The 25,391-nt window shown below is 66.7% G+C and carries 16 protein-coding genes; 9 read left to right on the forward strand and 7 right to left on the reverse strand.

What is annotated here, in order from left to right; genetic code table 11:
- Positions 1-6: 6 nt before the first annotated feature.
- Complete coding sequence (locus tag QSK35_RS35300; RefSeq protein ID WP_285752039.1) at positions 7-618, reverse strand: mycothiol-dependent nitroreductase Rv2466c family protein; 612 nt, start codon at positions 616-618, stop codon at positions 7-9.
- 164 nt (positions 619-782) lie between these two features.
- Here QSK35_RS35300 and pepN point away from each other — a divergent pair, with 164 nt between their 5' ends.
- The 6 genes from pepN to QSK35_RS35330 all read left to right on the forward strand — a co-directional run bounded on the left by pepN (position 783) and on the right by QSK35_RS35330 (position 10,855).
- Complete coding sequence (gene pepN, locus QSK35_RS35305; protein ID WP_285752040.1) at positions 783-3,344, forward strand: aminopeptidase N; 2,562 nt, start codon at positions 783-785, stop codon at positions 3,342-3,344.
- A gap of 85 nt (positions 3,345-3,429) precedes the next feature.
- Entirely contained in the window at positions 3,430-3,657 is a 228-nt protein-coding gene (locus tag QSK35_RS35310; protein WP_285752041.1) for a hypothetical protein, read from the forward strand.
- Complete coding sequence (locus QSK35_RS35315) at positions 3,647-3,961, forward strand: type II toxin-antitoxin system PemK/MazF family toxin (RefSeq protein WP_285752042.1); 315 nt, start codon at positions 3,647-3,649, stop codon at positions 3,959-3,961. Before QSK35_RS35310 ends, QSK35_RS35315 begins: the two co-directional genes overlap by 11 nt.
- Before the next feature lie 176 nt (positions 3,962-4,137).
- Positions 4,138-7,254: an efflux RND transporter permease subunit gene (locus tag QSK35_RS35320; protein WP_285752043.1), complete on the forward strand. Its 3,117-nt coding sequence runs from the start codon at positions 4,138-4,140 to the stop codon at positions 7,252-7,254.
- On the forward strand, positions 7,247-7,690 hold the full coding sequence (locus QSK35_RS35325) for a hypothetical protein (protein ID WP_285752044.1): 444 nt from the start codon (positions 7,247-7,249) through the stop codon (positions 7,688-7,690). The genes QSK35_RS35320 and QSK35_RS35325 overlap by 8 nt, the downstream gene beginning before the upstream one ends.
- A 6-nt stretch (positions 7,691-7,696) precedes the next feature.
- Entirely contained in the window at positions 7,697-10,855 is a 3,159-nt protein-coding gene (locus tag QSK35_RS35330) for an efflux RND transporter permease subunit (RefSeq protein WP_285752045.1), read from the forward strand.
- 92 nt (positions 10,856-10,947) lie between these two features.
- Here QSK35_RS35330 and QSK35_RS35335 read toward each other — a convergent pair whose 3' ends face one another.
- From QSK35_RS35335 to QSK35_RS35345, 3 genes are read right to left on the reverse strand one after another with little or no spacing between them, the layout of a single operon-like run.
- Positions 10,948-11,454, reverse strand: coding sequence for a COG1361 family protein (locus tag QSK35_RS35335; protein ID WP_285752046.1), 507 nt, complete (start codon positions 11,452-11,454; stop codon positions 10,948-10,950).
- Positions 11,451-12,227 (reverse strand): ABC transporter permease, encoded by a 777-nt coding sequence (locus QSK35_RS35340; RefSeq protein ID WP_285752047.1) that lies wholly within the window; start codon positions 12,225-12,227, stop codon positions 11,451-11,453. The genes QSK35_RS35335 and QSK35_RS35340 overlap by 4 nt, the downstream gene beginning before the upstream one ends.
- A complete protein-coding gene (locus QSK35_RS35345) occupies positions 12,224-13,159 on the reverse strand; it encodes an ABC transporter ATP-binding protein (protein WP_285752048.1) in 936 nt (311 codons plus the stop codon). The genes QSK35_RS35340 and QSK35_RS35345 overlap by 4 nt, the downstream gene beginning before the upstream one ends.
- Positions 13,160-13,468: 309 nt before the next feature.
- On the opposite strand from QSK35_RS35345, the gene QSK35_RS35350 reads away from it, so the two are divergent.
- The 3 genes from QSK35_RS35350 to QSK35_RS35360 are packed head-to-tail and all read left to right on the forward strand — an operon-like array spanning position 13,469 to position 16,795.
- Positions 13,469-14,848, forward strand: a complete 1,380-nt coding sequence (locus tag QSK35_RS35350; protein ID WP_285752049.1) for a BTAD domain-containing putative transcriptional regulator — start codon at positions 13,469-13,471, stop codon at positions 14,846-14,848.
- Positions 14,845-15,534, forward strand: coding sequence for a response regulator transcription factor (locus tag QSK35_RS35355; RefSeq protein WP_285752050.1), 690 nt, complete (start codon positions 14,845-14,847; stop codon positions 15,532-15,534). The genes QSK35_RS35350 and QSK35_RS35355 overlap by 4 nt, the downstream gene beginning before the upstream one ends.
- Complete coding sequence (locus tag QSK35_RS35360) at positions 15,524-16,795, forward strand: sensor histidine kinase (RefSeq protein ID WP_285752051.1); 1,272 nt, start codon at positions 15,524-15,526, stop codon at positions 16,793-16,795. Before QSK35_RS35355 ends, QSK35_RS35360 begins: the two co-directional genes overlap by 11 nt.
- Here QSK35_RS35360 and QSK35_RS35365 read toward each other — a convergent pair whose 3' ends face one another.
- From QSK35_RS35365 to QSK35_RS35375, 3 genes are all read right to left on the reverse strand, one after another.
- Entirely contained in the window at positions 16,796-17,314 is a 519-nt protein-coding gene (locus QSK35_RS35365) for a hypothetical protein (RefSeq protein WP_285752052.1), read from the reverse strand.
- Positions 17,315-18,085: 771 nt separating this feature from the next.
- On the reverse strand, positions 18,086-18,589 hold the full coding sequence (locus QSK35_RS35370; RefSeq protein WP_285752053.1) for an SUKH-3 domain-containing protein: 504 nt from the start codon (positions 18,587-18,589) through the stop codon (positions 18,086-18,088).
- Positions 18,576-25,391, reverse strand: coding sequence for an RHS repeat-associated core domain-containing protein (locus QSK35_RS35375; RefSeq protein ID WP_285752054.1), 6,816 nt, complete (start codon positions 25,389-25,391; stop codon positions 18,576-18,578). The genes QSK35_RS35370 and QSK35_RS35375 overlap by 14 nt, the downstream gene beginning before the upstream one ends.

The following is a 25,391-nucleotide window of genomic DNA, read 5'->3' on the forward strand; positions in this document are numbered from 1 at the left end:
TAACCCTCAGGAGAAGTCGAGCTCGCCCGTGCGGGTCCGCTTCAGCTCGAAGAAGTACGGGTAGCCGGCCAGCAGGCGGGCGCCGTCGAAGATCTTGCCGGCGTCCTCGCCGCGCGGGATCTTCGTCAGCACCGGGCCGAAGAACGCGACGCCGTCGACGTGGATGGTCGGGGTGCCGACCTCCATGCCCACCGGGTCCATGCCGCGGTGGTGGCTCGCGCGCAGCTCCTCGTCGTACTCGGTCGAGGTCGCCGCGTCGGCCAGCTCGGCGGGCAGGTCGGCGTCCTCCAGCGCGAGCTTGATGACCTCCGTGCGGTCCTTGTTGCCCTCGTTGTGGAACCGGGTGCCCATCGCGGTGTACAGCTTCGGCAGCACCTCGTTGCCGAACCGCTGCTCGGCCGCGATCAGCACGCGGACCGGCCCCCAGGCCGTCTTCAACAGCTCCTTGTACTGCTCGGAGAGTTCGTCCCTGCCCTCGTTGAGCACGGACAGGCTCATCACGTGGAACTTCAGGTCGATGTCCCGGACCTTCTCGACCTCCAGGATCCACCTGGAGGTGATCCAGGCGAACGGACAAACGGGGTCGAAGTAGAAGTCGACCCTCGCCTTGTCAGCCATGCGTGCCCCTAACGTCACCGTCTGTGGGGTTTATCCCCCATATTGCGCAACCAGATCACCGCGCCATCTCTTCCCGGGACGCGGTTCCGTGATTGGATGCGACTGTCATACCCATTCCCGACGACGTCAGCGCGCAACCACGCGCGCGACAGACGAGGTGACCAGTGGCGGCGCCCAACCTCACCCGCGACCAGGCACAGCAACGCGCTGAGCTGCTGGAAGTGGAGTCCTACCGGATCGAGCTGGACCTGACCGACGGCGGCGGAAAGCCCGGTTCGGACACGTTCCGCTCCACCACGACTGTGACCTTCCGCAGTCGGACTCCGGGGGCTTCCTCCTGGATCGACATCGTGGCGGCGACCGTCCACCGGGCCGTGCTCAACGGCGCGGAGCTGGACGTGTCCGGCTACCGCGAGGAGGACGGCGTCGTACTCGACGGCCTCGCCGAGGTGAACGAGCTCACGATCGAGGCCGACTGCCGGTACATGAACACCGGCGAGGGCCTGCACCGGTTCGTCGACCCGGTCGACGGCGGCGTGTACCTCTACTCACAGTTCGAGACGGCCGACGCGAAGCGCATGTTCGCGTGCTTCGACCAGCCGGACCTCAAGTCGGTCTACGACCTTCGCGTGGTGGCCCCGACCGACTGGAAGGTCATCTCCAACTCCGCGATCGTGTCCACTGAGGACGGTCCCGGCGGCGCGGACGCGCACACGTTCGCGACGACGAAACCGATGTCGACGTACCTGGTCGCGCTGGTCGCCGGCCCGTACGCCGAGTGGCGCGACTCCTACGTCGAGGGTGACCTGACGATCCCGCTCGGCATCTACTGCCGTGCTTCGCTCGCGTCGTCGATGGACCACGAGCGGCTGTTCACCGAGACCAAGCAGGGTTTCGGGTTCTTCCACAAGGCGTTCGGCGTGCCGTACCCGTTCGGCAAGTACGACCAGTGCTTCGTGCCGGAGTTCAACGCGGGCGCGATGGAGAACGCCGGCTGCGTGACGTTCCTGGAGGACTACGTCTTCCGCAGCCGCGTCACCCGGTCGCTGTACGAGCGGCGCTGCGAGACCGTGCTGCACGAGATGGCGCACATGTGGTTCGGCGACCTGGTCACCATGCGCTGGTGGGACGACCTGTGGCTGAACGAGTCATTCGCGACGTGGGCGTCGGTGCTCGCGCAGGCCGAGGCCACCGAGTACAAGCACGCCTGGACGACGTTCGCGAAGGTCGAGAAGTCCTGGGCGTACCGCCAGGACCAGCTGCCGTCCACGCATCCCGTCGCGTGTGACATTCCGGACCTGCAGGCGGTCGAGGTCAACTTCGACGGCATCACCTACGCCAAGGGCGCTTCGGTGCTCAAGCAGCTCGTGGCGTACGTGGGCCTGGACAACTTCCTCGCGTCGCTGCGCGTGTACTTCGCCAAGCACGCGTGGGGCAACGCGACGCTCGCGGACCTGCTTTCGGCGTTGGAAGAGGCCTCCGGCCGCGACCTGTCGTGGTGGAGCGCGCAGTGGCTGGAGACGACCGGCCTGAACCTGTTGCGCCCCAAGTTCTCCGTGGACGCCTCCGGGAAGTTCACCGAGTTCGCCGTGCTGCAGGGCGGCGCCCGTCCGGGTGCCGGCGAACTGCGCACGCACCGCCTGGCGATCGGCATCTACGACGCGAACGGCGACGGCAAGCTCGTCCGGATGCACCGCGTCGAGCTCGACGTCACCGGCGACCGCACCGAGGTGCCGGAGCTCGTCGGCGTGCACCGCGGCAAGATCGTCCTGGTCAACGACGACGACCTGACGTACTGCACGATGCGCCTCGACCCGGACTCGCTGGCCGCGCTGATCGACCACATCGCCGACATCGCCGAGCCGCTGCCGCGCACCCTGTGCTGGTCGGCCGCGTGGGAGATGACGCGCGAGGCCGAGCTGAAGGCCCGCGACTTCGTGAACCTGGTGCTCGGCGGCCTGCACGCCGAGAGCGAGGTCAGCGTCGTACAGCGCCTGCTGCTCCAGGCGCAGACCGCCCTGTCGTCCTACAGCGACACCTCGTGGCGCGACGAGGGCTGGCGCCGGTTCGTCACGAAGACCCTCGAGCTGGCCCAGGCCGCGCCCGCGGGCTCGGACCACCAGCTGGCGTTCGTCAACGCGCTCACGTCGTCCGTTCTGGACTCCTCGACGCTGGACGTGCTGCGCGGCTGGTACGACGGCACGTCCGTACTGGAGGGCCTGGAGATCGACACGGACCTCCGCTGGCGGCTGCTGCACGCCCTCGCCGCGCACGGTGCCGCGGACCTCGCGGAGATCGAGGCCGAGGAGCAGCGCGACCCCACCGCCACCGGCCGCCGCCGCGCCGAGCAGGCGCGCGCGCTGCGTCCGACCCAGGCCGCCAAGGACGAGGCGTGGGACCGCGCGGTGAACGACGATGAGCTGCCCAACGCGGTCAGCGAGGCGATCATCGCGGGCATCCCGCACCCAGGCCAGAAGGAGCTGCTGGCGCCGTACGTCGAGCGCTACTTCGGTGATGTGTCGGGCGTGTGGGACCGCCGTTCGTCCGAGCGCGCACAGTCGATGGTCGTCGGGCTGTTCCCCGCGTGGTCGATCGCGAAGTCGACCGTCGAGGCCGCCGACAAGTGGCTGGCGGGCGACCACCCGCCGGCGCTGCGCCGGCTCGTGTCGGAGGGCCGGGCGGGCATCGTCCGCGCGCTCGCCGCGCAGGAGTTCGACCGCTCGTGAGCCTGTCGTGTCGTCTCTGGTTGTGCTGACCAGGGACGACACGACGTAAGTCGCCTGGTCTTACCGATTGTCGTACACTGGGTTCATGTCCATCACGTTCCGTCCCGATTCGGAGACCGAACAGGCCCTCGCGGAACTCACCGCGGACGGCCGCTCGGTGTCCGCCGCGATCCGCGAGGCCGTGCTCGCCGCCGCGCGAGCCAAGGCCGAGGAACGCCTGCGCGCCGAAGCCCTTGCGCTGGCGGCGGATCCGGACGATGTCGCCGAGGCGCGTGCCGTGCTCGCCGACCTGGAGCCGTTGCGTGCGTGGTGAGATCTACCGGCTGCGCGCTCCTCGCGACGCCAAGGGGCACGAGCAGCGCGGCGCCCGCTACGCCGTTGTGGTGCAGTCCGATCTGTTGCCGTTGAGCACGTGGCTGGTGGCTCCGACGTCCACCTCGGCGCGGGCGGCGTCGTTCCGGCCGGAGATCGAGCTCGACGGACAGCCGACACGAGTCCTGGTCGAGCAGACGACCGCCGTGGACCCGCAGCGCCTCGGCGAGCTCGCCGGAAGGCTTGCGCTGCACGAAATGAACGAGATCGACGCGGCGCTGCGGGTGGTACTCGGCCTGAACTGACCGCTCGTAGACCGCATCGTTATGAGGAAGCCTCACCAGCTATCACCGCTGGTGGGGCTCTTCTCATAGTGCCGCTATGACGCCGCTGTGACCCGGCTATGAGCCTGCTGTGAGCGCCCCGCAGCACAGTCACCCCGTGCCCGGATTGCCCGGATCGGAGTGAAGGGGCCTCGGCAATGATGCGATGGATCGTCGGGTCGAGCCAGAAGTACCGCCGCCTCGTGCTGGCGGTCGCGGTCGCCCTGATGGCGTTCGGCTTCGTGCAGCTCCGCGACGCGACTGTGGAGGCTCTGCCGGAGTTCGGACCGGTACGGGTCGATGTCCAGGTCGAAGCCCTCGGGTTGTCGGCCGAGGAGGTCGAGAACCTCATCACCAACCCGATGGAGAACGAGTTCTTCAACGGGATCCCGTGGCTGCAGAAACTCGAGTCGCGCAACGTCCCCGGCCTCAGCTCGATGGAGATGACCTTCGAGCCGGGCACGGACCCGATCCGGGCCCGCCAGGTCGTGCAGGAGCGCCTCACCATGGTGCCCGCGCTGCCCGCGGCCTCGTCGAAGCCGCCGCTGGTCATCCAGCCGCTCAGCAGCACCGGCCGCGTGATGATGGTCGGCCTGACGTCCAAGGACAAGTCGCTGATCGACATGTCGCTGCTGTCCCGCTGGACGATCACCCCGCGGCTGCTCAGCGTGCCGGGCGTGGCGAACGTGACCATCTTCGGCTTCCGCGACCGGCAGCTGCAGGTGCAGGTGGACCCGGCGAAGCTGGCCGAGAAGGCCGTGACGCTGGACCAGGTCCTGCGCACGTCGGCCAACGCGTTGTGGGTGTCGCCGCTGACGTTCGTCGAGGCGTCCACACCGGGGCTGGGCGGCTTCGTCGACACGCGCAACCAGCGCATCGAGGTCCAGCACAACCAGCCGATCAAGACCGCCGCGCAGCTGGGTGAGGTGACGGTCCAGGGCGCCGAGGACCGCGGCGTGAAGCTCGCCGACGTGGCGTCGATCGTCGAGGACCACCAGCTGCTCATCGGTGACGCGGTCGTCAACGACCAGCCCAGCCTCATGCTCGTCGTGGAACGGTTCCCCGGCACCAGCGTCACCGACGTGACCAACCGGGTCGAGCAGGCGCTGAACGACCTGCGTCCCGGTCTGCCGGGCGTGCAGATGGACACCACGATCTACCGGCCCGCGTCGTTCATCGAGAAGATGAAGAACAACCTGGCGACGTCGTTGATCGCCGGCGCGATCCTGCTCCTGCTGGCACTCGCCGCGTTCCTGTTCAACTGGCGCACCGCGCTGGTGAGCGTGGCGACCGTCGCGATGTCGGTGTCGGCGACCGTGCTGGTGCTGCAGTGGTTCGGGATCCCGCTCAACATGATGACCTTGGCGGGCCTGGTCGCGGCGTTGGTGGTGCTGGTCGACGACGCGGTCGTCGGTGTGGACAACGTCCGGCAGCGGTTGCGGGAACGGCGTGACACCGAGGAGACGTCGGCCCTCGACGTGATCCGGGACGCGATCATCGAGGTGCGCGGCCCGCTGTTCGTCGCCGCCGTGATCGTCGCGGTGTCGACGGTGCCGCTGCTCGTGCTCGACGCGGTCCGCGGCGCGCTGCTCACGCCGATCGCCGTGGCGTTCCTGATCGCGACCACGGTGTCCCTGCTCGTCGCGCTGACGTTCGCGCCGGTGCTCGCCTCGGTGCTGCTGGCAGGCGACTCGTTGCGGCACCGGCCGTCGCCCGTCGCCGCGTGGCTCGAACGCGGTTACGCCGCCGCGATCGCCGGACTGTTGCGGTTCCGCGCGGTGTCGTTCGCGCTGGCCGGTGTGCTGCTGCTGGCGGGCGTGGCCGTGCTGCCGCTGCTCGCGTCCCGGCCGCTGACCCCGGCGTTGCAGGAACGCGACCTGCTGATCGCGTGGGAGGCCGCACCCGGAGCGTCCCGCGGCGAGATGAACCGGATCACCGGCGCGCTCACCAGCGAGCTGCGGGCGACGCCGGGCGTGCGCAACGCCGGCGCGCACACCGGACGCGCGATCGCCTCGGACCAGATCGTCAACATCAACTCCGGTGAGGTCTGGCTGAGCATCGCCCCCGATGCCGACTACGAGCGCACGTTCAACGCGGTGAAGGAGATCGTCGAGGGCTATCCGGGAATCCGGAGCAACGTCCTGACGTACTCCGACCGCCAGGTCCGCGACCAGGTCAGCCGGGGCACGACCGACGACCTCGTCGTCCGGATCTACGGCCAGGACTACGGCGTGCTGAACGACAAGGCGAACGAGGTCCTCGCACTCGTCAAGGGCGTCGAAGGCGTGGCCGACCCGCGGATCAACGCGACCGAGGTCCAGCCGACCTTGGAGATCGAGGTCTTCGTCGACAAGGCCGCCGCGTTCGGCCTCAAGCCGGGTGACGTCCGCAGGCAGGCCGCGACGCTGGTGTCGGCGACGGTGGCGGGCAACCTGTTCGACGAGCAGAAGGTGTTCGAGGTCGTGGTCTGGGGCAGGCCCGAGCTGCGGCAGAACCCGAACACGATCAAGAACATGCTGATCGACGCACCGGTCGGCGGACCTGAGGGCGGGCCGACGCAGGTCAAGCTCAGCGACGTCGCGGACGTCCGGGTGTCGCCGAAGCCGGCGATGATCACGCACGACCAGGTGTCGCGCAAGGTCGACGTCGTGGCCAACGTGCGCGGCCGTTCGCTGGCCGATGTCACCAAGGCCGTGTCCGATCGGGTCAAGGGCGTCGCGTTCCCGCGAGAGCACCACCTCGAGGTGCTCGGCGACAGCCAGGTCCGGGCAGCCGCGGACTTCCGCATCTGGACCTACGTGGCGGGCGCGGCGATCCTGATCTACTTCCTGCTCCAGGCCGGCCTGCGCAGCTGGCGCATGGCGACGCTGCTCTACCTGTTGCTGCCGGTGGCGGCTTCGGGTGGCCTGCTCGTGGCCGCGCTCGACCGGACGCACCAGTCGGCCGCCTCGCTGGCCGGTCTGCTGGCGGTGCTCGCGGTCGCCGTGCGCACCGGAATGGTCCAGCTCAAGCAGTACGAGCAGCTCAACGCCGGCAACGCGGAGCTCGTCGCCCGCGGTGCGCGGGAGCGGTTCACGCCGGCCGTGACCGGTCTGCTCGCCGCCGCGGTGGCCCTCGTGCCGATGGTCGTCATCGGGGTCGTTGCCGGACTCGAGGTCCTGACGCCACTGGCGTTGATCATCCTGGGCGGCCTGGTCACCACAGCGCTGGTGAACCTCTTCATCCTGCCCGGTCTCTACCTGCAGTTCGCGCCGAAGGAGAAGGCAGATGTCTAGCAGGCGATGGGTCGTCGTGGCCCTGGTCGTCCTCGGCCTGGGCGCGGCGGGATGCGCCGCCCCGGCGTCGTCGACGAAGACCACCGCGCCCGAGAAGCCCGCCAAGGTCGAGGCCATCGCGGGCAAGAGCGTCAAGAGCGTCACGCTGACCGAACAGGCGGAGAAGCGGGTCGGCCTCGACACGGTCCAGATCGCCGCGGGGGCCGGTGGGACCACCGTGCCCTACGCCGCCGTCCTCTACACGCCGGACGGCAAGACGTGGGTCTACACCGTCGCCGGCACGCGCAGCTATGTCCGGGAACAGGTCGTGATCGCCTCGGTGACCGGTGCCACGGGTGACGTGGCGGTCCTGTCCCAGAGCCCCGCCGTGGGCACGACGATCGTCAAGACGGGTCTCATCGAGCTGTACGGAGCCGAACTCGGCGTCGGAAAGTAGCCCACCATGATGCGCTGGATCATCGGTACGAGCCTGAAGCTGAAGTTCCTGGTGGTCGTCGGAGCGTCGATGCTGATGTTCTTCGGCATCCTGCAGATCAAGGACATGTCGATCGACGCCTTCCCCGAGTTCGCGCCGCCACGGGTGGAAGTGCAGACCCTGTGCAGCGGTCTGTCCGCGCGCGATGTCGAGGAGCTCGTCTCGGTCCCGCTGGAGCAGGGTCTCAACGGGATCGAGGGACTGACGGCCATGCGGTCCAAGTCCGTGTCCCAGCTGTCGTCGATCGTGATGATCTTTTCGCCGGGAACGGACCTGATGCGGGCAAGGCTGCTGATCCAGGAGCGCCTCAACGTGATCACGCCGCGCCTGCCGCGGTGGGCGAACTCGCCGTTCATGATCCAGCCGTTGTCGTCGACCAGCCGTGCCATGAAGATCGGCATATCGCAGGCCGACAAGTCCGACGACGCGCACGTCCAGATGGCGTTGCTGACGTACTGGACATTGCGGCCGCGCCTGATGCGTGTGCCGGGCGTGGCGAACGCGGCGATCTGGGGTGATCGCTGGCACGTCAAGCAGGCCCTGGTCGACACCGACAAGATGAAGCAGCACAACGTCACGATGCAACAGGTGCTCGAATCCGCCGGCAACGCCGTCGACGTGGGGCAGCTGAAGTTCAAGGGCGGCTTCGAGATCGGCACCGGCGGCTATGTCGACACCGCCAACAACCGGTTCCCGGTGCAGCACCAGCTGCCCCACCTGACCGGGCAGCAACTGGCCGAGATCCCGATCGAGACCCCGCCCGGCACGCCGCGGGTCTACCTGAAGGACGTGGCCGAGATCCGCGACGACATCATGCCGCCGTCGCTGCTCAACGGCGACGCCGTCATCAACGACGGGCCGGGCATCATGGTGATCATCGAGAAGCTGCCGTGGGCCAACACGTTGGACGTCACCAAGGGCGTCGAGGCGGCGATCAAGGAGTTCCAGCCGGGCGCACAGGGCCTGCAGATCGACACCGAGATCTTCCGGCCCGCCACGTTCATCGAGACCTCGGTGAACAACCTGGGCCGGGCGATGCTGATCGGCTTCGGCCTGGTCGTCCTGATCCTGATCTTCTTCCTGTTCGAGTGGCGCGTGGCGTTGATCAGCGCGATCACCATCCCGCTTTCCCTGGTGGCGGCAGGACTTGTCCTCAACGCGATGGGCGCGACGATCAACGTGATGATCCTGGCCGGCCTGGTGATCGCGCTGGGCGTGCTGGTGGACGACGCGATCATCGACATCGAGAACATCGTGCGCCGAATACGGCAACATCGCCTGGAAGGCAGCGACAGGTCGACGGCGTCGATCGTCCTGGAGGCCTCGATCGAGGTCCGCGGCCCGATCGTGCACGCGACGATGATCATCCTGATGTCGACGCTGCCGGTGTTCCTGCTCGGCGGCCTGACCGGCGCGTTCTTCCGGCCGCTCGCGTTCGCCTACGGGTTGTCGATCCTGGCGTCCCTGTTGGTGGCGTTGACGGTCATCCCGGCGCTGGCGTTGATCCTGCTGCGCAACGCGCCGATCGAGAAGCACACCTCACCGTTGGTGCGCTGGCTGCAGAGGGGCTACACCGCGCTGCTGGGCCGGGTCGTGAAGCGGGCCAAGGTGGCGTACGCCGTGGTGGCGCTGGTGATGGTCGCGGGCATCGCGATCGTGCCCCTGCTGGGGCAGAACCTGTTCCCGGCGTTCAAGGAACGCGACTTCCTGATGCACTGGGTGACGCAGCCGGGCACTTCCCGCGAGGAGATGGTCCGCATCACCCAGCAGGCCAGCAAGGAGCTGCGGGCCATTCCGGGTGTGCGCAACTTCGGCGCGCACATCGGCCAGGGCACGCTGGCCGACGAGATCGTCGGCCTGAACTTCACGGAGAACTGGATCAGCATCTCCCCCGACGTCGACTACGACAAGACGGTGGCCGCGATCCAACAGGTCGTCAACGGCTATCCCGGTCTGCAACGCGATGTGCAGACGTATCTCAAGGAACGCACGAAGGAAGTGCTGGCCGGGTCGAGCGACGCCATCACGATCCGGATCTACGGCGACAACCTGGATGTCATGCGGGAGAAGGCGAACGAGGTCAAGGAGCTCATCGCCGGGGTGCCAGGGGTCAAGGAAGAACACGTGACCCTGCAGGCGAACATCCCGCAGATCGCGGTCGAGGTCGACCTGAAGAAGGCGTCGCAGTACGGCATCTCGCCCGGTGAGGTGCGCCGGATCGCGTCGGCGTACATCTCCAGCGAGGAAGCGGGTGACATCTGGCGCAACGGCAAGAACACCGAGGTCCACGTGTGGAGCCAGCCGAAGGCCCGGCTCAGCGTCGAGAGCGTGAAGGCGATGCTGATGGACGCCGCCGACGGCCGCAAGGTCCCGATCGGTGACCTCGCGTCGGTCAAGCTGGTGTCGACGCCCAACCAGATCCTGCGTGAGGACGGCTCCCGGCGCATCGACGTCGGCGCCAACATCGAGGAGGGCGCCGCGCTCATCGCGACGGCCGAGGCGGTCAAGGCGAAGCTGGCCCAGGTGCAGTTCCCGGCGGGCTACCACGCCGAGCTGCTCGGTGAGTACAAGGAGGCCACCGCGGCGCAGGACCGGCTGCTGCTGTTCGCCGGCGTGGCCCTGCTGGGCATCCTGGTGATCCTGGTGACCGCGTTCAACAGCTGGCGGCTCGCGCTGCTCGTGCTGCTGACGTTGCCGATGGCGTTGGTGGGCGGTGTGTTCGGCGCCTGGACGACCGGCGGGATCCTCTCGCTCGGCTCACTGGTCGGCTTCTTCACGGTGCTGGGCATCGCCGCGCGCAACGGCATCCTGATGATCAACCACTTCCAGCACCTGGAACGCGAGGAGGGCGTCGAGTTCGGGCCCGCCCTGGTGTTGCAGGGCGCTCGCGAGCGGTTGGCACCGATCCTGATGACGTCGCTCGCGGCCGGTCTCGCGCTGGTGCCGCTGGCGGTGGCGGGGAACCTGCCGGGTCACGAGATCGAGCACCCGATGGCCATCGTCATCATCGGCGGCCTGGTCACCTCAACCCTGCTGAACCTCTTCGTAACCCCGTCCCTGTACCTCCGCTTCGCCAAGCGCCGCGAACGCCCAGCGAAGCCCACCCCCGAACCCACCCCAGCCTGAAGGTAAGACTCGGGGGTCCGGACCGTAAGACTCGCGCGAGTTTTACGTTCCGGACCTCCGTGTCTTACGTTCCCGCCCCCTGAGTTTTACGTTCAGGATGTGGCGTGGATGCGGCGGCGGACGCCGTATGCGGCTGCGCCCAGGAGCAGCGGGACGATCAGGGCGATCGGCAGTGCACCGCCCGCACTCAGGGTGCGGCGGCCGGCGATCTCGACGTGAACCGGCGGGCTGACGGCGAGCGGGCCGCCGGACCCGTTGGGCATCACGACGGTGTAGACGTTGAAGATGCCCGCGTTGACGGCCTGGACGTCCCACTCGACGGTCGTGCTCTCCCCCGGTCCCAGCGCGTCGATCGACTGGGTGGGCTGCGCCGTCCAGTCCTCGAGGTCGACGTAGACGTCGTTGAGCGACGCGACGTTGAGGTGCGCGATGAGCTTGCCCGTGGATTCGGCGCCGGTGTTCGTGACGGTCGACCGGATGTTGATGAACGCGCCGACGCTGTTGTCGACCCGATTCCGCTCGACCTGCACGGACACGTCCGCGGCCGCCGCCGGGGCCAGCACCAGCAGCAGTGCGGACACGATGAACACCAGTCTCATTCGGATCCAACCCCTCCCTTGAGCCGGACGATCCGCGGACCCGCCACGGCCAGCGCGACCAACGCCCCGGCCACCGCCACGACGGGCGAGATGAGGTACGTGAGGTCCTGCGTCCACGTGTGCCCCTTGAGCAGGACCAGCTGGATGTAGTGCATGCCGGCCGTCACCGGGTTGACCCGAACCAGGAAGTCGCCGACGGATGACGTGGGCATGGCGGGCAGCTGCGTCGGCGCGAACAGCGCCAGCATCAGGAACAGGCTGACCGCGAGGCTCACCTTGTTCGAGCTCGCCAGCGCGCTGATCAGCAACCCGATCGCGGCCATCGCCAATGCCAGCAGCGTGCCGATCACGAGGCTCAGCAGCAAAGCCTTACCCACCACCGCAACACCACGGCCGAGCACCCACACGTACGGGACGCTGACGAGGAAAGCCGCTCCCCACAACGACATCGCGGCCACGACCTTGCCCAGCACGATCGAGCCACGCGATATCGGCGTCAGCAGCAGGCTCTCCAGCGTGCCGCGTTCGCGTTCCCCGCTGATCGCGTCCGCGGCGACGACGAGCGTGAGCAGAACGCCGACCGCGACCGCGATCTGGACGACCAGGTTCACCGACTCGCGCTGTTCGAGGAAGTTCAGGATCTGGTTGGTGGCGGCCAGATACGTGACGACGCTCAGCAGCACGCTGTAGGCGAACAGCAGCACCGGTCCGCGTCCGCCGAACCACAGGTCGCGCGACTCCTGCCGCGCCACGATCGGCGCGGCCGCCGTCATGACGCACCGCCTCTCGTCAGCGCGAGGAACGCGTCGCTCAGCCGCGTGCCCTCGATCTCGAACGACAGCACGGGAATCCCCGCGTTCAGGACCGCCGCGAGCGCCTTGTTCATCCCGTCGGTCGCCGTGAGCACGACGACGTCCCGGCGGTCGTCCGGGGTCACGGTCACGCCGGGCACGGCCGCGAGAACCTCCTTCGCCCTGGGCACCTCACCCGGTGGCACGCGCAGCCGCCCGGACTGGCGGTTGGCGTCCGCGCTCGTCACGTCGGCGACCGTGCCGGCCGAGATCACCTTGCCCCGGTCGAGGATCAGCACGGCCGAGCACACCTGTTCGACCTCGGGCAGCGTGTGCGTGGAAAGCACGATGGTCGTGCCGTGCGCTTCGGCGATAGTGCGTACAAGAGTGAGAATTTCCTTTTGCCCGGCCGGATCGAGACCAAGCGTTGGTTCGTCGAGGAACACAACAGCCGGGTCGTTCACCAACGCGCGAGCGATTCCGAGTCGTTGCCGCATTCCCCGGCTGTAGGTGGCGATCCGGGTGTTGGCCCGCTCGGTGAGCCCGACCTGGCCGAGCAACCGGACCGCGGTCCGCTTCGCGTCATCACGCGAACAGCCGAACAGCCGAGCGTGATAGGTCAGGTATTCCAGTCCGGTCTGGTGCCCCGGATAGCCGGAGCTCTCGGGCAGCACGCCGATGCGGGCCCGGATGTCCGCCGGCCGGCTGCTCGGGACTCCCGCGACCTCGAAGTCGCCCGCGGTCGGTGGCAGGACGGTCGACAACATCCTGATGGTGGTGGTCTTCCCGGCCCCGTTCGGGCCGAGCAGTCCGATCACCTCCCCCTCATGCGCGGTGAAGCTGACCGACTCGACGGCGGTTCGGGAACCGAACCACTTCGACAACTCACGCGCCTCGAGAGTCACGCCTGGCATGGCATCCCCTCCTCAGTCGGAGCATTGCCATCACCAGACCAGACGCAGATTAGAGCCCGATAAGAAATAGGGTCCAAAGGCCTTCTACCTGCAGCGACGACCCGCACACGATGCGTGACTCACACCAACGCCGCGAAACATTGGGCGCCTTTGGGCGATTTAAGGGTGCATGGACCCCGCCGGGAGGGGGGCGCTGTGGAGTTTCGGCTACTGGGCGCCGTGGAGGCCTGGGCACAGAAACTACAACTTGATCTGGGACCTCGGAAACAACGATTCGCGTTCGCCATCCTCGCGTTGAATGCGAATAAGTTGGTTCCCGTAGAGCGTCTCGTCGACCTGACGTGGCCGTCGCAGCCGCCGCGGACCGCACATCACGCGATCCATGTCCGCGTGTCGAACCTGCGCGGCACGATCGGTCAGGCCCGCACGGGCCACAACGACGCCGACATCGTCACACGAGGCTCGGCGTACATGCTGAAGGTCAACCCGTTGTGCATCGACGCGCACCGGTTCCGCGCCGTGGTCGCCGGAGCGCGCCAGGAGGCCGACGACATCGTGCGGGTGCCGTTGCTGCGGCACGCCCTCACGATGTGGCACGGCCCGCCGCTGGCCGACGTCGCCACCCCGGACGTCGCGGCCGTGCTCTGCCAGGGTCTGGAAGAGGCACGGCTGTCGGCGTTGGAGGAGTGCCTCGACGCCGAACTGCGGCTGGCCCGGCACAACACCGTCGTCGACGAACTGACCGAGCTCGCCGCGCTGTACCCGTTCCGGCAACGCCTGCAAGCGCAACTGATGCTCGCGCTGTACCGATGCGGCCGCGTCACCGACGCGCTCGACGCCTACCGCCTGGCCCGCGGCCGGCTGGCCGACGAGCTGGCGCTGGAACCGGAGTCGCGGCTCACCGACCTGCAACGCGCGATCCTGCGCGCCGACCCGTCACTGGACGCACCACACCCGAAGCTGTCGCCCGCGCGAACCCAGCTGCCGCACGAGATCTGGTCGTTCCTGCCGACCGCCCCGGACTCCGACGAGGTCACCGTCCAGGCCCGCGAGCTGACCAAGGTGTTCGGCGGGCGAACCGCCGTGGACTCGATCAGCTTCATTGCTCGCAAGGGTGAAGTGCTCGGCCTGCTCGGCCCCAGGGGTTCGGGCAAGACGACCATCATCCGGATGCTCTCGACGTTGCTCACGCCGTCGTCCGGCGAGTTCTCCGTGGCGGGTGTGCCGGGGACCGATGTCGTCGAGGTCCGAAGACGCATCGGCGTGCTGCCGGAGAACGCCGGATATCCGGGCCAGCAAACGGGATCGCAGTTCCTGACGTACCACGGCCGGCTGTTCGGCCTGCCCCTCGTCGAGGCGGAGGACAACGCGGTCCGGCTACTGGGTCTGGTCGGGCTCACCGATCAGGCGAACCTGCGCATATCGACCTACAGTCGAGGTATGCGGCAGCGCCTGGGCATAGCCCGTGCGTTGGTCAACGACCCGGCCGTCGTCTTCTTGGACGAACCCGTTCTAGGGCTCGACCTGGCGGGCCGGCAGGACATCCTTGCGCTCATCCGCACCATCGCCGAGTCGCGCGGCACGACGATCGTCCTTTCGACACACTCGCTGCCGGAGGCCGAACAGCTCTGCACCGGCGTCCTCTTGCTGGACAAGGGAAAACTGGTCTCGTCGAAGGTGTCGTCGTGACCACCGCGGGCCGAGTACTGGTCGTCGAGGACGAGACGTCCCTCGCGTCGGCCCTGGCCGACGGCCTGCGCCAGGACGGCTTCGACGTGGAGACCGTGCACGACGGCATGCTCGCCCTGGACGCGAGCCTCAACCGCCCGTTCGACGTGATCGTCCTCGACCTGATGCTGCCGGGCCTAGCGGGCCTGGACGTGTGCGCCCAGATCCGCCGCGCGGGCATCGACGTCCCGGTGCTGGTCCTCACGGCCCGCCGAGGCGAACTGGACCAGCTGCGAGCGTTGCGCATCGGCGCCGACGACTTCCTCTCGAAACCCTTCTCCTACCGCGTTTTAGTGGCGCGCCTGCACGCGTTGCTACGCCGCTCGGGCCCCCGCCGCTCCGACGTACTGGCGGCAGGAGATCTCGTCCTGGATCGCGTTTCCCGCCGTTGCCGCCGCGACTCTTCCGTGATCGACCTGACCCCGCGCGAGTTCAGCCTGCTGGAGCTCCTGATGTCCCGAGCAGGCCAAGTCGTGTCGAAACGCCTTGCGCTGGACGAGGTCTGGGACGCGGCCATGCCCGACGACTCGAACGTCCTGGAGGTCTACGTCGCCTACCTCCGCCGCAAGATCGACCTCCCGTTCGGCAGGCACGCGATCCGCACCGTACGTGGCTCCGGCTACTCATTGGACCCCCATGGCGGCTAAGGGAGTCCGCGTCCGCCTGACCGCCCTGGCGGTCCTGGTCGTCGGCGTGGGCTTCGCCGTCGGCGGCACGGCGGCGGTCTTCCTGGTCCGTTCCCAATTAACATCGATCGCTTCGACCGAAGCGTTGACCCGCGCTTCGTCGGCCGCGTCCTCCGGCGCGCTTCCCTCGTTCTCCCAAGAGGTTTCCCGCGACGGCACCGTCCTCCGGTCGAGCCCGGACCTGACCGGCGTCCGTCTGCTGGCCCTCTGGCCGTCCAACGGCCCGGTGACCGGGACAACCCGTCTCCCCAACGGCGACTACCACGCTGTCGCCGGTGTGTTGATCTCGGCGGATCGCGCGCTTTATTCGTCCGTTTCTCTGGAACACGTCGAGGAAGGCGCCGAAGCCACGACGTACGCGTTGCTGAGCACCGTGCCCTTTCTGCTGGTCGCCGTGGCCGGCACGGCGTGGCTCCTGGTCGGCCGCGCCCTGCGCCCGGTCGAGTCGATCCGGGCCCAGGTAGCCGAGATCACCGCGTCGCAACTGGACCGCCGGGTGCCCGAACCTCCGTCGGGCGACGAGATAAGCCGCCTCGCCCACACCATGAACGAGATGCTCGGCCGCCTGGAACAGGCCCACGACCTGCAACGCCGCTTCGCCGCCGACGCCGCCCACGAACTCCGCACACCCCTGGCGGCCCTGCAGACCCGCCTCGAAGTCGGTCTCGCCCACCCGTCTGCGACGGACTGGGTGGCATTGGCTTCGGAGCTGCACCGCGAGAGCTCCCGCCTGACGTCGCTCGCGGAGGAACTCCTGGTACTCGCGCGTTCCGACGGCGCCGCCGCTGATCCCGAATGGGTCGATCTCGACGAGATCGTGCTCTCCGAGATCGAGGCGACCCGGTCCCGTGGTGCGGACGTATCCCTGTCGCCGTTCTCCGCCGCGCGCCTGCGGGGGCATGCGTCCGAGCTGCGCCGGGTGGTGCGCAACCTGCTGGTGAACGCCGAGCGGCACGCCCGTTCACGGATCACCGTCGGGTTGGTCGCTGGTTCGGACTTCGCGGAACTCGTGGTGGCCGATGACGGGCCTGGGGTGCCTTTATCCGAGCGGGAGCTGGTGTTCGAGCGGTTTTATCGGCTGCAGCCCGCCCGCGATCGGGATTCCGGTGGCGCCGGGCTCGGGCTCGCCATAGTGCGCGAGGTCGTGGCACAGCACGGCGGCCGGGTGTGGCTGGCAGACGGTTCGAGCTTCCACGTCCGTCTGCCCATCGCCGACACATAGCTACTTCGCGAGCGCGGCGGCCGCAATGGGTGAAACAACAGTGAGGCCCTTCTCCGCCTCGGCCCGTCCCTTTGCCGTCGCCACCTGCACACCGGCCACGAACGGGCCGCGAACCACGATCGCCCAGCACGTCCCGGCACCGCTCGCCTGCGACTCACACCACGCGATCTGACCATCCGTGCCGGCCGTCTTCGGCAGCGTGACCTCGCCGTTGACCGTCACTGTGGCCTTCTGCTCGGTCCACGTTTCGACGTAGGACCCGCAGGAGATCAGTTTGCGCAGATCATCGATGATTCCGTCGGGCTTGGCCACATCGAGATGCGTGACGCTCGCCCTGACCACGCTGCCTGCCATGTACCACTGTTTGCCGCTCTTCTTGGTGACAGATCTGTTGGCCGGGCTATCACCGCCGCAGGTCGTCGTCAGGACCTTGCCTCCGTCCTTGTTTTCCTTGAACGTCCCGTCGACAGCGTCGAACGCGTTGTCGGGGAGGATCGCTGCGTTGACCTTTTGCTCCACCTCGGCAGGGGTCAGCTTTGGGGGCGTGCTAGTTGTCGTAGTCGTTCTTGTGGTGGCGGTCGAGCTACTGCTCACGACGGGAGCCACTGTTCCATCCGAACAACCCGCAACCGCAATAACAACCAACATTCCAAACAAAACACGCTTCACCACGAACGCCAATCTACCGCCAATTCGATCAACATCCTTCAATCTCCAGCGCGCCAAGCAGCGCAACTGCCCGCCTGACCGCTCGAAGTCACCATGATCACAGCCCACTGGCGGACTATGCGCTTAACAGGTCAAACTCACGACGAGCTTAATGGGTCCAGTTTTATCGAGCAACCAAGCAGATCAGCGGCCTCCAACATCATGCTTCGCAGACTCAAATCTGCCCCGCGCGAATACGATCATCGCTTCGAGCGCAGCAACCTCGAGCTCATAATCAACGTTTATGCACAGCGCGCCGGAGGGGTCATCATCCCGATGTGCGATGGCCACACTGGAACCACTCAACGCAACGAATTAAAGACCTTCAGCATCCACATCGACACACCGACTGAAGTAACTCGATACTCCACGCCCGAGAAGGTTATTACCTCGATTGCCGCACCGTCTCCTGTCACGTCAGCACCACAACCGCTCCGCTCAACGATCGCCGCGCTTCGATGCCACCCAACAGAAGCGTGTCCACGCTCCTCCAGCTCGGCCTCTATCTACCGCGCGGATCGTGTTCGGATTCGTGAGTAGAGTAAGTAAGGGCGCTTCTCATGAGAAACGCCCTTAATCCAACTATTTAGGCCATGGCGTGACCCCCTCTTCCGCATACAGGCACTCGAGCCTCCGGTGAGCCCGGACCGCGAACTCGATGCCGTCCCGCGGAGTATCGCCTAACCTCCAAACCAACCCCGACGCATAGGCGACCAAGGCGCCCGAGCTGCCCAAGTACACATGGGAATAGCTAAGCCACCAGCCGACTGGGAACAATTCCTCGCCCAGCACGGCTCCGATTCTTTGCGCCTCGTCGACGTGCCTTGAGCCCACACCAATTGGGTCAATCAACAGCGGCTCGCTGTTGACAAAGTTCACCCCCTGCTCATTGAGCGGATCAATGCGCAGGTCTAGCACATTGGTCAGCAGCTCCATCGCGAGCGGAGTTGCCCGGTATCCCACTTTCGTCAAACGCGAAAGAGTGCCCACTATGTCCGCCGTGCGACCGGGATACCAACCAGACGCGACCAAAGCCTTCAGCACGTCCGGATGTGACGATTCGAGATTCAGCTCACCCGACGACATTGATGAACAACCCTCTCAGCGTGCGACTACATGCTCCGCAGGGCCGGGCCAGACTGCCATGAGCCCCCTTGGCGGTATCACTCACATGAACCACGGTCATCGAACCACCTCGGATCGCGTCTGGTCCCTCTGCGGCATAGGCCTTCGCAAGGCACTGCATCTCCGCGCAACCCAGGTGAGGATGGTCGAACGACGCGAGTTCGTCGGCCATTCCGTCCGGGATGCTCGTCCGGGACTTGTTGTGCGCACGATATCTCTCGCCGGAAGGTGATGTGTACTCTGCGGCGAAGTCGCCGCCCTCGATCTCCGCACGGTCGGCCTCAGCGAGCAGTTCGTCGGACGGTCCGCAGTTGTGAACAAGGACCTCCGAGTCGCCGATCTCCACGTGGTAAGTGTGTACTCCGGCGATGGTCAGGTCGTAAACCGGCTGAACCTGGGCGTAGTGCTCAATATCAGAAACGAACGCGGGCTTGCCGTCAGCCGAGCGCAGCTGTTCCCCAGGTTTGATCGATCCGATAGCAGCGAACCGACCTTGCGACTTGACCCATACCGGGTGCCATGACGTGGCCTCGACTGAATCTCCGCCCACGGTCAGTCGCGTCATCGTGCCTTCGATGTGCACGATCGTGCCCACCACCGCACGATCAGACGTCTCACCGGTCTTGGGATCGGTGGCTTTGACCTTGTCGCCGATCTTTATCGCTGAGATCGGCTTACTCGAACCATCGGCCATCAACACACGCGTGGCACCGACGAAGCTGTGCAGCTCGGGACAGCCCCCACCGCCACGACGACGGAGTTTCTCCATCGCCTTGGTGGCGATCTCCTCAGCTCGCGCGGCGATCTTCGCGACTTTGCGCAGCAACGACTGCGCCCGGTCGATCACCTTCGCCATCGACGCAACAGCCTTCACGGCCTTATAGCCAGCTTCGAGAACCTTGCCGACCTTGCCCCACGGCACCAGGTTCATCACCAGCCCACCACAGGCCATGATGTCGCCCTTGGTGAAGCAATCCATGATGTCGTTGAACCCGGAGATGTCCTTCAAGAGGTCCCAGGCGACCTCCTTGATGATGTCCCACTTCGTCTTGTGGGCATTCAAAAGCGCCTGCTGATACTCCTCCCAACTAACCCCCTCCGCGGCCAACCCCTCTCGGAGGGCGTTGTCCTTCGCCGCCTGCTGCTGTTGAAGCTCCTTCGCCAGCTTCGAACCAGGCCACTGCCCCTCATTGATGTCCCACTGCTGCGTACCAGGCTTCGCGTTGTTGAAACCGCACTTGACCCCGTCCGGACCACAGTTGGAGTACAGACCCGTGGGGTCCGAGAACGTCACTGGGCTGTTGTTGCTGTACGCGTACCCGTTCATCTGCTGCGGATCGTTGTTGTCCACGATCGGATCCGCCGACAAGAACCGGCCTATGGAAGCGTCATACAACCGCGCACCAACACGAGTCAGACCCGACTCCTCATTGGTGCCACCGACAAAGCCCTTGCGATCCGGCCACTCGGAAGGCGCCGGACCACGCAGCGCACCGAACGGCGTCTGCCGACGCGTCAACGCCTGCAGATTGCCCGCCGTCACCGACACGATGTTCGTTCCCTGGTGATCACTCACCAACCACTTCAGACCGCTCACACTGTTGCGAAGAGCAACGGTCTGCCCGGCGTGCGAGTAGTACCGCGTCCACGTCGGCGTCGACGTACCCGCGGCGAGGTGGATCTCCTCACCGAACACGTACAACGTCGTGCCCGAAGGCTCACGCGCGATCAGACGCGAACCATCCGCGTCGTAGAGGTATGTGGAAGCCTTGCCGTCGGCGTTGGTCACCTTCGACACGTGGCCCTCGACGTCGTAGTCCAGCTTCTGGTCGTTGCCGGAGATCTTGCGCAACGTCGTGTTGCCGGACTTGTCGTAGTCGAACGTGTCCTGCGACGTGCCGTTCGGGCCCGCCGTGTCGACCTGCCGGACCGTGTGCGGCTGGGCCGCGCCGGGAGCCGGGTAGGTGAAGGTGTTCGTCGTGTCGCCGGCCGTTGTGTGCTGGGTCTGGGTCTTGCGGTTGCCGGTGACGTCGAACGTCCACGACATCCAGTAGGGGGCCGGGCCACCCAACGCCGTCACCGAACGCGCCGCACCACAATCACCTGACGACGGCGTCCACGCCTCCGACAGACGACGCAGGTAGTCATAGGAGAAGCACTGGATGTCCTGCTGGCCGCCCTGCGGGATATCAGCGACCTTGAGGATGTTGCCTGCCGCGTCGTAGGAGTAGTTGCGGTCCGAGATATCGGCACCGGTGGTCGTTTCCGGATGGACGATCGTCCGGCTCAGCCTGCGCGTCCCTGTTTCGTACACATTGGTTACTTCCAGATTGCTCGTGCTCGTCGCGTGGTCGAACTGCAGCAAGCTGATCTCGCCATACTCCGTGTACTCGGTCGCGGAGACGTACACGTCCTTGCCCGTGAGCGTGGTCGGCAGACCCAGCTTGTTGTACTGGGAGATGACCGTCTCCGTCGGGACGATCGTGTTGCCGCCGGACCTGACGGGCACGTACGTGATGTCGTTGATCTTGCCGGTGTACCTGTACTTGTTGACGATCTCGTAGCTCGTGCCGAGCACGCCTTCGGTCGTCGGGATCGTGACCTTCTCGCCCTTGGGACGACCCGCGGCGTCATACCCGGTCACTTTCCGCACGTACGCCTGGCCGTCGACCCACCTGCGGGACAGCGTCAGGAGACCACGCCCGTTCAGAGCACCGTTCGCGTCGATCGACGTGTCGTACTCCCACTCGGCGAGCTTGGTGCCTGTGTCCGACCCGTCGAACATCGCCTTCTTGCGGCCGAGCTCGTCGTACGTGTACGCGAGGGTGCGGCCCCGGCCGTCCGTCGATGTGCGGATCATTCCGGCCGGGTAGTAGGCCGTCGTGCTGTGTCCGGCGTCCGGGTCGTCCGTGCTGACCTTCCGGCCGCGCAGGTCGTAGCCGTACTTCCAGATGTTGCCGGCGGGGTCGGTCACCGTCTCGAGCTGACCGGCCGGCGTGTACGAGTACTTCGTCGTGTCGAACGCGCTGCCCAGCCCCGCGTGGTACTGCCGCTTCTCGACCGTGCGGCCCTGCGCGTTGTTGATGACGGTTGTCGCGGGAGAGCCGGCAGGAGGCGTGATGTGGACCCTGTCACCGCCATAGCGGGTCGACGTGCGCCACTGCTCCTGGTCGAACTTCCTGTAGATCGACTCCTTGGGCCTGCCCATGTCGTCGAACTCGGTGAGCGTCACGTTGGGTACTTCGACGTCGATCGCACCGGCCAGCGTCCCGCCGGGTGCCTCGTTGTTCCAGAAGGCGCCACGTTGCTTGAAGACCAAGCCTCGCGTGTCGTAGAAGGTGTCGGAGATCAGCCGGCCCCCCTCCAACCCCGGCGACAAGGTCTGCGTTTGGCGCTCTCGCATGAGACCGTCGTACAGCGTGTAGGACGACAGGTACGTCGCGTCGTCCTGCAACTGCTTCGCCTCGACAACGCTGGGCTTGTCGGTGTTGTAGGTGTAGACGAACTCTGCGTCCGGCTTCGAGGTCTCCTTGGGGTGGCCAGGGGTCCATGCCCTGACGAGTCGGCCAAGCGCGTCGTACTCGAGGTCCGCACGCCGTCCGTTCGCGTCGACCGACGCGATCGAGGCACCCCAAGCCGGCTCGACGAAGCCCCTGCTGACGTGGTTCAACGCGTTCGTACTGGTGATCTGCTTCAGCGGCCCGAACGCAGGGGTGTACTCGGTAGTCGTCTTGCTGCCGTTGGAGTCCACGACCTCCTTGGGCCTGCCGTAGTCGTCGAACGTCGAGGTCGACGCGGTGATGAAGTGCTGGCCGGAGCCGTCCCACGAGTCGAGGACCTCCGCCTTGGTGATGTCGCCCTTCACCGGAGCAGCACCGAAGGCCTGCCCGTCGAACGAGGACTTCGCGAGCGAGAGAATCGTGGTCGGCGACGAGAACACCCAGCACGAGCCCTTGACCGTCTCCACCTGCGATGCGTATGTCAGCATCCAGGCGGCGTCGTTACGCGCGAACGAGCTGCGCGTGCACGTTTCATCGCCGGTCACCGCGACGTCGCCCTGGTCCTCGGTCGACGTCGCGATGCCGAACTCGTTGAACCTCTTCACGACTTTGGTCCGGCGCCACTGACCGTCCTCCAGCAGCGTGCGGCCGCGGACCGCCTCGATGCCACTGAGCATGGCCTGCTCACCGTCGGCGCCGGTCGCCGTCGGCGATGGGCTCACCCACGGGTCGTTGACCGAGGCCGACACCAGCTTGCCGCCCTCGTACTGCCGCGTCTCCCGGACGAAGCCCTGCCATCTGGGCTTGTCCTGGACCACTTCGCCCTCGCTGTTGGACACCGACACGTCGCGGGTCCCGTTCGGCATCTTGTCGCCGTGCATGCCGCGCAGGTAAAGCGTCTCGCTCACGGACTGCGGACCAGACGGGTCACCACGGACCGTGCGGACCGTGCCGTAACCGCGCCACTGCGACCAGGTCCTGCGCTCCGGCTCGGCGAAGTCGTTCTCGTCGAAGTGCCATGCCGGGGCATCCAGGTAGTCGTAGTGGGTCTTGATCAGTGCTGATGCACCCGTGCGGTCGTCGTCGGTGACGTCCGTGACGATGTATTTGTGGAAGTAGTCCAGGACCGGGTCCTTGTCACCGTCCGGCGTCCACCAGGTCGGATAGCACCGCAGGTTGTTGGCCTCGAGCGCGGATGGGGACGGCATGCGGGAACCTGGAACACAATCCGGCTCGCTGTACTTGATCTCCGTGAGACCGCCGGTTTCGTTGATCACGCGGGTGACCCGATAGCGGGTCAACGGCAAGCGGCCGTCGGGCTCCCGCGGGTCTACTCGATTGCCCTTGGCTTCCCGGTGGAACGTGGTCGCCGGAAGGGTGATCGTGCCGCCAACATGTCCTGTATGGACAATCGATGTCAGGTTCAGCGCGGGCGACGTTCCGTCACCAGTACCCGGGAAGTCCTGGGTCAGGGCCCACGAGTCGACGTCGTTGAAACCACCGCTGCCGTCGCCGACCTGCGTCTTGATCTTCGTCAGCCGCTTCGTGGTGAAGAACGTCGGCGTCATGCGCAACGTGCACTGCTCGCCGGCCTTGCAGATCTGGTCGGCGGGCACGTCCGGCCACGCCCAGGCCGTGGAGGGGTTCAGTTGGTCGGGCTGACACGTGATCGCGCCGCTCGGGAAGCAGCGTTCCGCGGTCTCGAACACGACACGCGCACCGGCCGAGCCGTAGATGTTGTCGCCACGCAGGCCGTATTCGATCCGGTCCAGGTAACCGCCACGGACGTACTCGGTCCCCTTCGCGGCATCCGCGTTGCGGCCGTAGAAGTTCTTCTCCGCCTGGTAGTAGTACGACGTGACGTTGCCGTGCGGGTCGATCGAGTAGTCGACGTTCCAGCGATACGCCTGCTGGCACCAGGACGCATCGAACGTGCTCTGGTTACACGGCTCGCCGCCGTTGTTGCCGAACACCGGCTGGGTCCACGCGGACGCCGTCTCGGGCTTTCCTGAACTCCAGCCGGGCAACCTGTTCAGACCGAGGAAGTACTGGGTGCCGTCGGTCGTGGTGACCTTCCAGAACTCGCCGTCGTTGTCACCGTTCGTGGCACCGGTGAAGCGCTCGATGCGAGCGCTGTCGTCGTTCTTGGGACGCCACGCCCCGGTGTCCTTGTCCTTCACCAACTCACCGGAGACACCGGCCAGGCTGATCGTCGCGTTGTCCGTCGCCCAGCACTGATCACCGGTCTTGGTCTGGCCGTTGTTGCCGCCCAGGTCCAGGCCGCACGGCTTGTACCGCCGCTCGATGAAGCCGCCAGGCGCCAAGTCCCAGCCATCACCCACGATGGAGGCCTGGTTGTTGGTCGCCGAGATACGCCCGTCGAGACTCTGCGCCGAGTAGCCCAGCGACACCGTCGGCGTCCCGCCACCGATCGCCGGCGGCATCCGCAACGGATAGCCGAACGTGAAGTCACCCGACCCGGTTCCGGCGGTCCACGAGCCCGCAGCGGCGAGTGACGTGGCGGCGAAGGAACCGTTGCCGCTCGACGGAGCCGCGGCAGCAGCCAGGACGAGCTGGCCGGACTCACCGCTCTCCGCCTTGCTCACGCCAGCAGGAGCCATCGTCATGTCGCCGGAGACGGTGCGCGCCTTCGGGTCGTTCTTCCCGTCCGCCAGAGGTGTAGCGCGACGGCATTCCGACTTGTCGGGAGTAGTGAGGGCACACGCCGGGAGCGCCACCAGCTTGAGTCGCGACGCGTAGTCACCGCCGAAGGCAGGCGCGAAGGACCCATAATCCACATCCAGCCGCAGCGGCACGGACGCGGCGCCATCCACGTTCGAGACAGTGAACACGAAGCCGTTGAGCCCCAACGCCTTCGCTTCGTTCTGCCCCTTCACCTTCACCCGAACCTTGCCGGGCTTCGCCGCCGCGGTGGCAACATCCGCCTTGCGGCTTACCTTCACCGGGCCGGCCTTCGCCTGCGCCTTCTGCTGAGCACCCGCCAGGTCGACGTCGTTCTGCGTCTCGGCGGGCCACGCGGGCGGATCGAGCTTTTTGATCACCGCCTTTGCTGCCGGATCCTCGGGCAGTGGGCGCACTGGGACCGGGCTGGTCGGAACCGACTTCTCCTTCTGCAACTCCGGCCGTTGCCGACCCGAGCCGTTGACCGGCGCGGCCGCCGCGCTCTGCCCCCAGGCGAACAGCGTCAGCACGATGCCGAGCGCGATGATCCTTCTGGACGCGGGCCTTCCACCGCTGCTCAC

This window comes from Lentzea sp. NBRC 105346 (genome assembly GCF_030269605.1).
GTDB lineage: Bacteria > Actinomycetota > Actinomycetes > Mycobacteriales > Pseudonocardiaceae > Lentzea.

Excerpts from the sequence above, each read along its gene's own strand:
- QSK35_RS35370 (WP_285752053.1), bottom strand. The coding sequence starts at position 18,589 with ATGTCGTCGGGTGAGCTGAATCTCGAATCGTCACATCCGGACGTGCTG.
- QSK35_RS35345 (WP_285752048.1), bottom strand. The coding sequence starts at position 13,159 with ATGCCAGGCGTGACTCTCGAGGCGCGTGAGTTGTCGAAGTGGTTCGGT.
- QSK35_RS35340 (WP_285752047.1), bottom strand. The coding sequence starts at position 12,227 with ATGACGGCGGCCGCGCCGATCGTGGCGCGGCAGGAGTCGCGCGACCTG.
- QSK35_RS35310 (WP_285752041.1), top strand. The coding sequence starts at position 3,430 with ATGTCCATCACGTTCCGTCCCGATTCGGAGACCGAACAGGCCCTCGCG.
- QSK35_RS35325 (WP_285752044.1), top strand. The coding sequence starts at position 7,247 with ATGTCTAGCAGGCGATGGGTCGTCGTGGCCCTGGTCGTCCTCGGCCTG.
- QSK35_RS35300 (WP_285752039.1), bottom strand. The coding sequence starts at position 618 with ATGGCTGACAAGGCGAGGGTCGACTTCTACTTCGACCCCGTTTGTCCG.
- QSK35_RS35360 (WP_285752051.1), top strand. The coding sequence starts at position 15,524 with ATGGCGGCTAAGGGAGTCCGCGTCCGCCTGACCGCCCTGGCGGTCCTG.
- QSK35_RS35330 (WP_285752045.1), top strand. The coding sequence starts at position 7,697 with ATGATGCGCTGGATCATCGGTACGAGCCTGAAGCTGAAGTTCCTGGTG.
- QSK35_RS35335 (WP_285752046.1), bottom strand. The coding sequence starts at position 11,454 with ATGAGACTGGTGTTCATCGTGTCCGCACTGCTGCTGGTGCTGGCCCCG.
- QSK35_RS35320 (WP_285752043.1), top strand. The coding sequence starts at position 4,138 with ATGATGCGATGGATCGTCGGGTCGAGCCAGAAGTACCGCCGCCTCGTG.